This window comes from Paenibacillus phyllosphaerae (assembly GCF_014192105.1).
GTDB lineage: Bacteria > Bacillota > Bacilli > Paenibacillales > Paenibacillaceae > Paenibacillus_Z > Paenibacillus_Z phyllosphaerae.
The window spans coordinates 146,714-158,865 of sequence record NZ_JACHXK010000004.1 but is presented as its reverse complement, the minus strand read 5'-3'; the positions used below and the strand labels follow the sequence as shown (position 1 = coordinate 158,865).

The window sequence follows — 12,152 nt, the reverse complement described above, 5'->3', positions numbered from 1 at the left end:
ACTAGGGGGAAGCATTGTGATGTTGAAATTGGCTGTCAATCACGCCGTCATATCCTCGCAGTCATTGATAACGGTATTAAATGAGCTGTACGCGATCGGAGAAGTGAAGGAATGCCGGTTTCTGGAGAACGGCCTGAATGATACTTACCTCGTCAAGACCGCGTCCGATCGCTACATTTTGCGCATCTACAAATTTCTTTGGCGCAGCCAAGCGGACGTTCAATTCGAAATCGAGCTTCTGAATTATTTGGCAGCACGCGGGATCTCGGTCTCTACGCCGCTGCGCGCGAACAACGACGACTATTTCTTCGTCATCGACGCGCCCGAAGGACCGCGCTACGCCGCACTGTTCACCTACGCGGAAGGCGTTGGCAGCGAAGAAGACCAGCATTGCGCGATCTTCGGCGAAGAGGTAGCCAACATGCATCTTGCGATGGATGATTTCCGGAGCACGCAAGCAAGGTTCGAGATCGATGCCGTTCATTTGTTGGATGAGCCGTTGCGGAAGATTCGTCCTTTTTTGTCGCATCGGCCGGACGACTTCGAGTATTTGACTACCTTGGCGGCGCAACTGCTGGGACGGATCGAGCAGGTGGCGTCAGAGCTCGATTGGGGGTGCTGTCATGGAGATCTCCATGGCTGGAACGTGCATTTCGACGGCAATCAACCCACGCAATTCGATTTTGACTGCGGAGGGCTTGGATGGAGGTCCTATGATGTCTCGGTCTTCTTATGGAGCAAGGTGTCGGGGAAGAAGCGCGATGAATTCGACGTGAAGAAGTGGACGATATTCATCGACGCGTATCAGAAGGTCAAGCCGCTAGCAGCAGCGGACCTGCAAGCGATCCCCGTGTTCGTCGCCATCCGCGATATATGGCTGATGGGCCTCCATACCGGCAATGCGCCGATATGGGGACATTGGCAGAATGACGCTTACTTTGACCGGCACCTTGCTTTCCTGCGGGATTGGTGCGCGCATCAGGGGATCGTGGACAAAGGTTAAAGTTAATCAGGTTAGACAACGAGGGCAGCCAAATCGGCTGCCCTTTCGACGTTTCGATGTCTTCTATAATCGCTTCTCTCGCTCCTGGAGCAGTTCTTCTAATAACCTGTCTTGCCGATTGCGGTGCAGCGCGTCAATCTCGTGGTCGATCTCGTGCAGGGTCGGCGGCGCTTCAAAATCGGTATAAGGCTCGTAGACGATTCGCGAGCCTCGCTTGCTTCGACTGTAGACGACGATTCTGCCGCTGAGCAGCAGTTTCATAATGAGCACGAGCAATAATGCCGAGAGCAGCATCGATAGGCCGGGCTGCCACGTCTCGGTAAAGCCGAGCACCAGGACGGAGAAGACGAAGGCAGGGCCGATGAAACAGATGGTGAACAGGATCAGGAATGTCCGGCTGATGATTTTCTGGATCGTTCGCATGCGTACAAGCTCCTTTCCCACCGAGCGAGTTAACATCATTTTATGCGCGGAGAGGTTATCCCTATTGTGAACAAATCGCAACGACGACAACGTGCGGACGGCATCCAAGCTGCGATGTGTAAGATACATAAGACTAACAAATATCTAACATTAATTGGAAAACAAGTTATGAAAGGCGGATTTCGCTAATATACATGCTCCAATACGTGAAAGAAGACAACCGGCTGGTGAATGAAGGAGGGATAATTGTGATTACCTTTCATCAGGTACATAAACATTTTGGCCGATTGCACGTATTGAAGGACATTAATCTGACGATCGGGCAAGGCGAGGTCGTCGTAGTCGTTGGTCCATCCGGTTCGGGCAAAAGCACGCTCTTGCGCTGCATCAACAAGCTGGAGACGATCTCGGAAGGCGAGCTGACCGCCTTGGGCGTCCGCTTAAGCGACAAGAAGGCCGATATCAACAAGCTGCGCCGGGATATCGGGATGGTGTTCCAGCATTTTCACCTGTATCCGCATATGACCGTTCTGGACAACATTACGCTTGCCCCGATCCAAGTGCTCGGCATGAAGAAGGCGGATGCGCAGGATGCCGCCCGCTATCTGCTGGCGAAGGTGGGCATTCCCGAGAAAGCCGAATCCTATCCGTCCCAGTTATCCGGCGGGCAGCAGCAACGGGTTGCGATAGCGCGCGGGCTTGCGATGAAGCCCAAGGTCATGCTGTTCGACGAACCGACGTCCGCGCTGGATCCCGAGATGATCGGCGAGGTGCTCGATGTCATGAAGACGCTAGCCCGCGAGGGGATGACGATGGTTGTCGTGACGCATGAGATGGGATTCGCCCGGGAGGTGGCCCATCGGATCATATTCATGGATGAGGGTCGGATCATCGAGGAGTCCGAGCCGGAGGCGTTCTTCACGAATCCGCGCGAGGCGCGGGCGAAGCTTTTCTTGAGCAGAGTTATTCAACATTAATGGAAGGCAACGTTTGCCACAAAGGGGGAGAACGGAACGATGAGAAGAACGAAAGCTTGGGCGGCTTGTACGGCATTGATCGCGCTTATGCTGGTGCTTGCCGGATGTGCCGGTAATAACGGCAACGGGAATAGCGGCGGCACGAACACGAACACCAACGCGGCCAGCGAGAGTTCCAATTCCGGTGGCGGCAGCAATACGGCGGTTGACGAAGGCGTGCTGGCCGACATTAAGGAGCGCGGCAAGCTGGTCGTCGGCGTCAAATTCGATACGAAGCTGTTCGGATTGAAGGATCCGGGCACGGGGAACGTGGAAGGGTTCGACGTGGACATTGCCAAGCAGATCGCGAAGGCCATTCTCGGCGACGAATCGAAGATCGAGCTGAAGGAGGTCACGTCCAAGACGCGTATTCCGATGCTGAACAACGGGGAGATCGATCTCATTGTCGCGACGATGACGATTACGGAAGAACGCCGGAAGGAAGTCGATTTCTCCGACGTGTATTTCAATGCCGGACAATCGCTCCTCGTGAAGAAAGGCAGCCCGATTACGGGGCTGGCAGACGTGACGAAGGATACGAAGGTGCTCGGCGTAAAAGGGGCGACCTCGATCAAAAATATCGAAGACAAAGTTCCGGGACTGAAGGTGCTGCAGTTCGAGAACTATCAAGAGGCGTTCACCGCGCTGCGCGCGGGCAAGGGCGATGCCTTGACGACGGACAACGCCATCTTGTACGGCATGACCAAGCAGGATGAGAGCTATGCGGTCGTAGGCGGCACGTTCACCGATGAACCTTACGGCATTGCGATCAAGAAGGGAGAGTCGGCGCTCGTGACGCAGGTGAACGAGACGCTTAAAGGACTCAAAGACAGCGGAGAGTACGACGCCCTGTACGAAAAGTGGATCGGCGAGAAGCCGGCTGCTGAATAAGGCAGGCGCCTATGCCCGATTTTACGATTATTACCGACCACTGGGAATCGTATCTGCTTGGGCTTCGCAACACGGTATTGGCCAGTCTGCTCGCCCTTGTCGGCAGCTTCGTTCTGGGCACGCTGATCGCGGTGTTCCGGATTGCCCCATGGCGTCTCACGCAGTTCGTGGGCGCAGCTTACGTCGAGGTGTTCCGGAACATCCCGCTTCTGCTCGTCGTATACGGCTTCTACCTGGGGCTTCCGGCATTCGGTATTCCGCTGAACGGCTTCGTCTCGGGGACGCTCGGCCTTATGGTCTATACGAGCGCCTTCATTGCTGAGGCGATCCGCGCGGGGATCATGGCGGTGCCGCAAGGGCAGACGGAGGCGGCTCGTTCCTCGGGCCTTACTTATGCGCAGACGATGCGGCTGATCATTCTGCCGCAGGCGATCAAGATCGTCATTCCGCCCATCACGAACCAGTTCTTGAATCTGGTCAAAAACTCATCGGTGCTCGGCGTCGTCGCCGGCCTCGACCTGATGTACTACGGCGATATCGTCAACTTGGAGACGTACAATACGACGGATACGTATTTCTTCGTCGCGCTGCTCTATCTTCTGCTGACGCTGCCGCTCGCTTACGCCTCACGGGTACTCGAGCGCAGATTGGCGCGCAGCGGATAAGGGGGGGAATCGGATGGATTTCGGCAAAGCCTATACGTCCGATAATTTGCAGTTTCTTATGGAAGGCTTCTTATATACGCTCAAGCTGGCCGCGGTTTCAATCCTGCTCAGCTTTATCTTCGGCGTATTGATCGGCACGCTCCGTTACGCGAGAATTCCCGTGCTGTCGCCGGCGCTTGGCTGGCTGGTCGAGATCATCCGGAACTTGCCGCTTCTGTTGATCATCTTCTTCATCCGGTTCGCCTTGCCTGAGCTCGGCATCCGATTCAGCCTGTTCGGCTCGGCCGTATTCGCGCTTACGCTGTTCGAGACGGCGATGATTGCGGAGGTCGTCCGAAGCGGGCTGCGTTCGGTCGACAAAGGGCTGGTGGAAGCCGCCCGGTCATCCGGCCTGAGCGCTTTTCGGACGCTGCGCCACATCGTGCTGCCGATCGGTCTTAAGCGAATGGTGCCGCCGCTCGTTAGCCAGTTCATCTCCCTCTTGAAAGATACGTCGTTAATGGTTATCATCAGTTTGCCAGAGCTAACGCACAACGCCAACATTGTCATGGGCCAACATATTGAGATCGTGTTCCCGACATTGCTGCTGGTTGCAGGACTCTACTTTGCCGTCAATTATGCGTTGTCGCTCGTCGCGCGGAGGCTGGAGTCCAGGCAAAGCTAAACGGCTATACTTCCATGCAGGCTGAAGGTGAACATCAAGGTGGACTTATCGATTGAAATGATTGTACTTATCGTGGCGGGCGGCTTCTTGGCCGCCTTCGTCGATTCTGTTGTGGGAGGGGGCGGTCTCATTGCCGTTCCCGTCCTGCTGGCGGCGGGTTTGCCGCCGCATCTAGCGCTTGGGACGAACAAGCTGGCCGGGACGATGTCGTCCTTGACCAGCATGATTACGTTCGCGCGCTCAGGCCATATCGATACTAAGCTCGTTAAGCGCCTATTCCCGATCACGGTCGTCGGCGCGTGCGGTGGCACGCTGCTGCTGCAGACGATTCCGTCGGATTTTCTGCGTCCGCTTATTACTGCGCTGCTGGTCGTAATTACCGCTTATACGCTGCTGCGCAAGAGCTGGGGCGAGCGCCAAACGTACAGCAAGCTGACACGCCGCACGGGGCTTGCGATGGCGATCGCCGCGCTTGGTTTAGGCGCCTATGACGGTTTCTTCGGACCGGGTACCGGTTCGTTCCTGATCTTCGTCTTCCTGCTGCTGGGATTCGACTTCGTGCGTGCGGCTGGCAATGCGAAGGTGCTGAACTTCGGCAGCAATATCGCCAGCCTTGTGACGTTCATGCTGTTAGGCAGCGTGGATTACCGGTTCGGCTTGCTCATGGGAGTCAGCATGGTGATCGGTTCGCTGGTCGGTTCACGCATGGCTATTCGCAAAGGCGCCAGCTATGTGCGTCCGCTGTTCCTGGTCGTCAGCTTGCTGCTGATTGGCAAGCAGGTATGGACGATGCTGTTCTAATGGAGCGCCCTAGCGGCGCTCTTTGACGTTTATGGGGTTGTTACGATAATCGGATGTATGATTTGGTCGCAACGTGAAAGTACATGTCGGTTGGCAGCGTGACGGGTTGGGACAAAAGGCGGTTTGTCTCTCATCCTTATTCTGGTAGACTAGCAGTAAGACTGGAGGAGGTGTGAGAATTGTCATATACGGTTGAACGCGTAACCGATCATGTCTACGCTTTGCTGCGATGGGATGAAACGTGGCAATCGTATAACAATAGCTATCTGATCCAGGATCGGGAGCAGTTCATCCTGATCGATGCCGGCAAGGCGGAGCATGCGCAGGAGCTGGGGGAGGCCTTGGCTCAAGTAGGCTGTCCGCTCGAGGCGATCGGCTTGTTTATCGCTACGCATGGGCATCGCGATCATATCGGCGGCGCGCTCGGGCTGCCGAATGCGGACAAATTCATTCACCCACTGGACTTAGATCTTCTTCAAGATGACTGGCGTGCGCAATTCCGCACGGACCTTACGGCTTCTTCGGTTACCAGGCATTTTGATGTGCACCATCTTGGCGACCACACATGGGGATCGATTGCGCTGTATCATCGCGCGAGCCGGATTCTATTCGTTGGCGACCATTACTGTTTCTTCGGCGATGAACTGCCTGACGAGCAAGTCGTCGCTTGCGCGGTGAGGATGGGGGATCTGCTGGAACCCTATCGGCCAGAAATGTCAGGCGAAGAGCAACGAACGACACGTTATGAATTAGCGGCGTTTAATCAGGAACTATCGGATATCGCGCGTATTCCAGCTGCATTCTTATGCACCGGCCATGGCGTCGTGCTGCACGGGGATATCCAATCTTTTCTTCAGCGAGGCGCATCCATGGACGACAATGAAGTTCTCTCATACGTTATGCGTTAAGGTCTATCGGAAGGTTACTATCATGGTATAGAATGGTGATATCTCTCCTTATATCGACGTATAATCGATGTACAGAGAAGGAGATATCATTATTTCGTTTATACAGGTAAGCGCTTACTTCTGCTGCCGCAGGAAACTAGTTCCGCCCATTAGGATAGAAAAGGATGTCATGGATAAGCGAGGAATCGATGATGAAGGCGACGATTTATGATATTGCAAGGGAAGCAGGCGTATCCATAGCAACCGTGTCGAAGGTGATCAACGGCAAAGGGAAGATTAGCGAGGAACGACGCAGGGAAGTGATGGCCATTATGGAGCGGTTGCAATATCAACCTAGCGTGATCGCATCCGCGCTGACGGGCAAGCATACCTATACGATCGGTCTGCTCCTGCCGGACCTGTCGAATCCGTTCTTCGCGGAAGTGGCGCGAGCCGTCGAAGACCGAGGGCACCAGCTGGGCTATAGCGTTGTCATGTGCAGCACGGACAATAAAGATGAACGGATCGAACGCTATCTGTCCCTGCTGAAGCAGCAAAGAGTGGACGGCATCATTCTCGCGACGGGGATCGGAAGTGCCGAACAGCTGAAGAAACTGAATCATGCGATGCCGGTTGTCGTCATTGGGCGCGAAGTACCGGAGTCGAACTTGCCGACCGTCGTCGCCGACGATTGGGGAGGCGGCAAAGCCGCTGCCGAGCATCTGCTCGCGCTCGGCCATCGGAGAATGGCGGTATTCGCAGAGAGACTGTCGATAACGAGCAGCCGGGAACGGCTGCGCGGGTTTCGCCAAGCGATTGAAGAAGCGGGCTTCACGCTAACCGATGAGGCTATCGTCATCTGCGATGACCGGATCGATGACGGCCGACGACAAGCATCCGCGCTGCTGCGCGGTTCCGACCGGCCGACGGCCGTATTCTGTTTCAACGACTTGCTTGCTGTCGGCGTGCTTCAGGCAGCCAAAGAAGCGGGGCTGTCAGTGCCCGCGCAATTGTCTATCGTAAGTTTCGATAACACGATTCTTGCTGAGGTCACGGATCCGCCGCTTACGGCCGTAGCGCAGCCGATGACCCATATCGGCGCCTCGGCAGTCGACTTGTTGTTGGAGGAGATAGGCAGCAAGCCTAAGATAAAAGCCAGAATCGCGCTGCCTACCGAGCTAGTGATCCGGCGGTCGACGGGCCGAATAGTAGAATAATTATAGTTTTTAATTATTATTTAGTATAAAATACCAAAACAAAGAGGCGTTTCAGATTTGGAGCGTCTCTTTTGTCTATTATCGACCCATTATTCTAGCAATCTCTGAAAAGAAATTGTCCACACTTCCATTTATTTCATGTAAAATAGTGGTGGTTGGAACATTAACTATGGAGGGTGAGATCGATCCATGACATTCAATGAGTTCCGTTATGAACGGCCGGATGTGAAGGCGCTGGAGCAGCAGTTCAAGGCCTATATCGCTGCATTCAATGAAGCAGCTACAGTAGAAGCCCAGCAAGAAGCGATGGAAGCTATCAATAAGCTTCGCATCGAATTCGTGACACAGAGCCAGTTGGTGGAGATCCGACACTCCATTGATACGAACGATGAATTTTATAAAGCCGAGCAAGACTATATGGACGAAGTGAAGCCGGTCGTGCAGGAGTTCGAGACCGATTACTACCGCGCGATCGTCGAGTCTCCTTTCCGCGAGCAACTGGAGGAGGTTTACGGCAGCCAGCTCTTCCGATTGGCGGAGTTGTCGCTCAAGACGTTCAAACCTGAGATTATCGAAGATCTGCAGAAGGAGAACAAGCTGGTGTCCGCATACGCCCAGCTGATCGCTTCGGCCAAAATCCCGTTCGAAGGCGAGGAACGGACGCTGCCGCAGCTTATTCCGTTCGAGCAGTCGCCTGACCGCGACATACGCCGCAGCGCTTCGGCTGCCCGCTATCAATTCATGGCCGAGCACGAGCAAGAGCTGGACCGCATCTTCGACGAGCTGGTGCAAGTTCGCACTCGCATCGCGCATGCGCTAGGTTACGATAACTTCATCCCGGTCGGTTACGCGCGCATGAGCCGCACCGACTATAATGAGGCCATGGTGGTCAACTTCCGGGAGCAAGTATTGGACTACATCGTTCCTGCCGCTACGCGTCTGAAGGAACGCCAGCGTGCCCGCATCGGCGTCGAGCAGCTGAACTTCTACGATGACAACTTCAGCTTCCCGTCCGGCAATCCGACGCCGAAGGGAGACCCCGAATGGATCGTTGAGGGCGGCTCTGAGATGTACAAGGAGATGTCGCCGGAGACCGATGCTTTCTTCACCTACATGCGCGAGAACGGCCTTATGGACCTGGTGAGCAAAAAAGGCAAGCAAGGCGGCGGCTATTGCACGTTCCTGCCGCAGTATCAGGCGCCGTTCATTTTCTCGAACTTTAACGGCACCTCGGACGATATCGACGTCTTGACGCACGAGGTCGGCCATGCGTTCCAAGTGTACGAGAGCCGTAATCTGGGCATTCCCGAGTATTTCTTCCCGACTTCCGAGGCGTGCGAGATCCATTCGATGAGCATGGAGTTTTTTGCCTGGCCGTGGATGGACCGGTTCTTCAAGGAGGATGCGGAGAAATACCGCTTTAACCACTTGGCCTCTTCCTTGCAGATCGTTGCCTATATCGTGGCCGTTGACGAATTCCAGCATTACGTCTACGGGAACCCGGGCGCGACGCCGGCGGAGCGCAAGACCGCTTGGCGCAGCATCGAGCGCAAGTACTTGCCGCATCGCAATTATGACGAGAACGAATACTTGGAGCGCGGCGGTTACTGGCAGCGCCAACTGCATATTTATCATTATCCGTTCTATTATATCGATTATGCGCTAGCGCAAATTTGCGCGTTCCAGTTCTGGAATCGGCTCCATGCGGATTACGGGACCGCCTGGACGGATTACGTGAAGCTGTGCCGCGAAGGCGGAAGCAAGTCGTTCCTCTCGCTCGTCGAAGCCGCCGGCCTTACGTCGCCGTTCGAAGACGGATGTGTCGAGTCCATCATCGGCGGGATTGAAGGATGGCTGAACAACGTGGACGATACGAAGCTGTAGGCGCGCAAGGATGATGATGGGCAGCGAGGCAGAGGTTATCGCGATTTCCGGCTACTGATCGAAAGCGCTACTATATAGGTACAGCTGTATTTTTTCAAATGTGAAAAAATTATATATTTACCTGGCTACATTTATTTGATAATATAATCCCAATATCAAATGCGACGACGAGACGAGTAAATAGATGAATTCTTTAACAGAGAGCTCCGGCAGCTGGGAAGGAGCAAAGAATCGTTTATTGAAGAAAGACTCCGAGCAGCGCATCGGAACCGCAATCAGCCGGGGATGGTGCGACAGGAGCTCCTGTTACAGAGCTAGAGTATAAGCTTGCATGCGCAATGCCGTACTCGAAGAGGTTAGCCGGGCGACCGGTTAGCGAATTTAGGGTGGTACCACGAGGATTATAATCTCGTCCCTGAGACCGTTAGAAGTCTTGGGGGTGGGATTTTTTTATTGCATAAATAGCGAACATCAAGCAGTTGCAACATACGATACAGCATCATCCCACACATTTTACCATACGGAAAGGGTTGAACACGTCATGTCAGATAAGTTGAAAGTCGGTATTGTTGGTGGTACAGGAATGGTGGGCCAGCGCTTCGTGCAGCTGCTGGATCAGCACCCTTGGTTTCAAGTAACAGCGATTGCGGCGAGCAGCAGCTCCGCGGGCAAGACCTATGAGGAATCCGTTAAAAACCGCTGGAAACTGGACACTCCGATTCCGGATGAAGTCAAGCATATCGTCGTTCAAGACGCTTCGAAGGTAGAAGAGGTCGCTGCAGGCGTTGATTTCGTATTCTGCGCGGTAGATATGAAGAAGGAAGAGATCAAAGCGCTGGAAGAAGCTTATGCGAAGACGGGCACGCCGGTCGTATCGAATAACTCCGCGCACCGCTGGACGGCTGACGTGCCGATGGTTATCCCTGAGATTAACCCGCAGCATCTGGAAGTGATCGCGGCACAGCGCAAACGCCTGGGCACTGAGACGGGTTTCATTGCGGTGAAGCCGAACTGCTCGATTCAAAGCTATGTGCCGGCGCTTCATGCCCTACAGGACTTCAAGCCGAAGCAAGTGGTCGCTTCGACGTATCAAGCGATCTCCGGTGCAGGCAAGAACTTCACCGACTGGCCGGATATGCTCGACAACGTAATTCCTTACATTGGCGGCGAAGAAGAGAAGAGCGAGCAAGAGCCGCTTCGTATCTGGGGCACGGTGTCTGGCGACGAGATCGTGAAGGCGAGCACGCCGCACATTACGACGCAATGTATCCGAGTTCCGGTAACGGACGGCCACCTGGCGACGGTATTCGTCTCGTTCGAGAACAAGCCATCGAAGGAAGAAATTCTCGAGCGTTGGGCACAGTATAAAGGACGTCCGCAAGAGCTCGGATTGCCAAGCGCGCCGAAACAATTCATCACGTACTTCGAAGAAGAGAACCGTCCGCAGACCAAGCTTGACCGCGACATCGAAGGCGGCATGGGCGTATCTGCAGGCCGTCTGCGCGAAGACTCGCTCTACGATTTCAAATTCGTCGGTCTGTCGCATAACACGCTGCGCGGCGCTGCCGGCGGCGCGGTTCTGATCGCGGAACTGCTTAAGGCAGAAGGCTATATTCAAGCGAAATAAGCCAATCAACATGCAATCGTCGGCCAGCCGACGATTGCAGTCAGAAGAGGTTCCGTAAGTCAAAGAACAGCCATAAAGAAGAGCCGTAGATGAACGTTACGTTCATTTACGGCTCTTTTCTTTGCGTTTTTTCTATACGCTTCGCACGCGTTCCAAGCACGCTCGGATCGTATCGATGACAAGCTTGGGCTCCGTCAATTGAGGGAAATGTCCGCTCTGCTCGGCAGCGATATGCGTACTGTCCGTGGACAAGGCGAGCAGCTCCAATTGATGGGATAGCCGCTCTTGCCGCACTTCTGGCGGTATCATTTTGTTTTCTTTGCCGCCGGTCAAGACAAATACGGGAACGTTCGGGAAGCGGCCGCTCGCTTCGATCTGTGCGATGGTCTGTTTTACGAAGCGGACTTCATCATACTGTTTGTGCGGGAAGAAGGTATCCGTTGCGGTAAGCAGCTTGTTCAGCAGTTTGACGAACGAACCTTGATGACGGTCGAGCGTAATATCTTTTGGCGTGCTCGCCTCCAGGAAGACGACCCCGGCGATTTCATCCGGGAACAACCGCGCATACAGATTGGCGTATAGCCCGCCTAACGAATGGCCGACAAGCAAGTAAGGGGGCTTCAGGTCTAGTCGGCCAAGCATTTCGTGCAGCATATTCACAATCGCCATTCCATCCTGAGGCAGTGAGGGCTTGTCGCTTGCACCGACGCCTAGCCGGTTATAGCCCATCACGGTTGACAGCTGAGTAAGTTCTGGAAGGACGCGCATCCAGCCTTCAATCGGACCCGAGCCGCCGTTGATGAGGACAATGGCAGGAGAGCCGCTGCCGCTGCAATGGTACTGCAAATTGCCTTGAGAAGTTTGCATCATTTGTTTGTCGATCCGCATTGCGGAAGCACCTCGCTCTATTCAACATCCACATAGCTGTGTTACGTTAGGGTTAGATCTGTAGTTCCAATTTTAGACAACTTGGTATTCAATTGATGATTGTTGTATTTACAACAAAATAATCGTCCGATATAATACGTGTAGACCTTGATGTTCATGATTGCGCGGACTTTGCTACATTGTTGT

12 protein-coding genes and 1 other annotated feature are annotated in these 12,152 nt (G+C 54.2%); of the genes, 10 read left to right on the top strand and 2 right to left on the bottom strand.

The window, feature by feature from the left end; translation table 11 throughout:
- Nucleotides 1–19 precede the first annotated feature (19 nt).
- A complete protein-coding gene (locus FHS18_RS10960) occupies nt 20–1,003 on the top strand; it encodes a phosphotransferase enzyme family protein (protein ID WP_183599960.1) in 984 nt (327 codons plus the stop codon).
- 63 nt (nt 1,004–1,066) lie between these two features.
- Here the strand turns inward: FHS18_RS10960 and FHS18_RS10955 are convergent, their stop codons facing one another.
- Nucleotides 1,067–1,426, bottom strand: coding sequence for a hypothetical protein (locus tag FHS18_RS10955; RefSeq protein ID WP_183599958.1), 360 nt, complete (start codon nt 1,424–1,426; stop codon nt 1,067–1,069).
- 248 nt (nt 1,427–1,674) lie between these two features.
- Here FHS18_RS10955 and FHS18_RS10950 point away from each other — a divergent pair, with 248 nt between their 5' ends.
- The 9 genes from FHS18_RS10950 (at nt 1,675) to asd (ending at nt 11,078) form a co-directional block, all read left to right on the top strand.
- Nucleotides 1,675–2,403, top strand: coding sequence for an amino acid ABC transporter ATP-binding protein (locus tag FHS18_RS10950; RefSeq protein WP_343060495.1), 729 nt, complete (start codon nt 1,675–1,677; stop codon nt 2,401–2,403).
- Nucleotides 2,404–2,442: 39 nt separating this feature from the next.
- On the top strand, nt 2,443–3,333 hold the full coding sequence (locus FHS18_RS10945) for a transporter substrate-binding domain-containing protein (protein WP_183599954.1): 891 nt from the start codon (nt 2,443–2,445) through the stop codon (nt 3,331–3,333).
- Between the two features lie 11 nt (nt 3,334–3,344).
- The gene (locus FHS18_RS10940) at nt 3,345–3,998 is read left to right on the top strand and encodes an amino acid ABC transporter permease (RefSeq protein WP_183599952.1); all 654 of its coding nucleotides are present in this window, start codon (nt 3,345–3,347) and stop codon (nt 3,996–3,998) included.
- A 13-nt stretch (nt 3,999–4,011) separates the two neighbouring features.
- Complete coding sequence (locus FHS18_RS10935; RefSeq protein ID WP_183599950.1) at nt 4,012–4,662, top strand: amino acid ABC transporter permease; 651 nt, start codon at nt 4,012–4,014, stop codon at nt 4,660–4,662.
- A gap of 57 nt (nt 4,663–4,719) precedes the next feature.
- Nucleotides 4,720–5,463, top strand: coding sequence for a TSUP family transporter (locus FHS18_RS10930; protein WP_221401288.1), 744 nt, complete (start codon nt 4,720–4,722; stop codon nt 5,461–5,463).
- A 179-nt stretch (nt 5,464–5,642) separates the two neighbouring features.
- A complete protein-coding gene (locus FHS18_RS10925; RefSeq protein WP_183599946.1) occupies nt 5,643–6,371 on the top strand; it encodes an MBL fold metallo-hydrolase in 729 nt (242 codons plus the stop codon).
- 191 nt (nt 6,372–6,562) lie between these two features.
- The gene (locus FHS18_RS10920) at nt 6,563–7,567 is read left to right on the top strand and encodes a LacI family DNA-binding transcriptional regulator (protein ID WP_183600379.1); all 1,005 of its coding nucleotides are present in this window, start codon (nt 6,563–6,565) and stop codon (nt 7,565–7,567) included.
- A 189-nt stretch (nt 7,568–7,756) separates the two neighbouring features.
- Entirely contained in the window at nt 7,757–9,451 is a 1,695-nt protein-coding gene (locus FHS18_RS10915; protein WP_183599944.1) for a M3 family oligoendopeptidase, read from the top strand.
- A 155-nt stretch (nt 9,452–9,606) separates the two neighbouring features.
- Nucleotides 9,607–9,871: a binding site (T-box leader), on the top strand.
- 121 nt (nt 9,872–9,992) lie between these two features.
- On the top strand, nt 9,993–11,078 hold the full coding sequence (gene asd / locus FHS18_RS10910) for an aspartate-semialdehyde dehydrogenase (protein ID WP_183599942.1): 1,086 nt from the start codon (nt 9,993–9,995) through the stop codon (nt 11,076–11,078).
- Nucleotides 11,079–11,210: 132 nt separating this feature from the next.
- On the opposite strand, the gene FHS18_RS10905 is transcribed toward asd, so the two are convergent.
- The gene (locus FHS18_RS10905; RefSeq protein WP_183599940.1) at nt 11,211–11,966 is read right to left on the bottom strand and encodes an alpha/beta fold hydrolase; all 756 of its coding nucleotides are present in this window, start codon (nt 11,964–11,966) and stop codon (nt 11,211–11,213) included.
- Nucleotides 11,967–12,152: the final 186 nt, after the last annotated feature.

What these genes read in the sequence shown, in the direction of transcription:
- FHS18_RS10930 (WP_221401288.1), top strand. Translation starts at nt 4,720, where the DNA reads ATGATTGTACTTATCGTGGCGGGCGGCTTCTTGGCCGCCTTCGTCGAT.
- FHS18_RS10940 (WP_183599952.1), top strand. Translation starts at nt 3,345, where the DNA reads ATGCCCGATTTTACGATTATTACCGACCACTGGGAATCGTATCTGCTT.
- FHS18_RS10920 (WP_183600379.1), top strand. Translation starts at nt 6,563, where the DNA reads ATGAAGGCGACGATTTATGATATTGCAAGGGAAGCAGGCGTATCCATA.
- FHS18_RS10955 (WP_183599958.1), bottom strand. Translation starts at nt 1,426, where the DNA reads ATGCGAACGATCCAGAAAATCATCAGCCGGACATTCCTGATCCTGTTC.
- asd (WP_183599942.1), top strand. Translation starts at nt 9,993, where the DNA reads ATGTCAGATAAGTTGAAAGTCGGTATTGTTGGTGGTACAGGAATGGTG.
- FHS18_RS10960 (WP_183599960.1), top strand. Translation starts at nt 20, where the DNA reads ATGTTGAAATTGGCTGTCAATCACGCCGTCATATCCTCGCAGTCATTG.
- FHS18_RS10905 (WP_183599940.1), bottom strand. Translation starts at nt 11,966, where the DNA reads ATGCGGATCGACAAACAAATGATGCAAACTTCTCAAGGCAATTTGCAG.
- FHS18_RS10945 (WP_183599954.1), top strand. Translation starts at nt 2,443, where the DNA reads ATGAGAAGAACGAAAGCTTGGGCGGCTTGTACGGCATTGATCGCGCTT.
- FHS18_RS10915 (WP_183599944.1), top strand. Translation starts at nt 7,757, where the DNA reads ATGACATTCAATGAGTTCCGTTATGAACGGCCGGATGTGAAGGCGCTG.
- FHS18_RS10935 (WP_183599950.1), top strand. Translation starts at nt 4,012, where the DNA reads ATGGATTTCGGCAAAGCCTATACGTCCGATAATTTGCAGTTTCTTATG.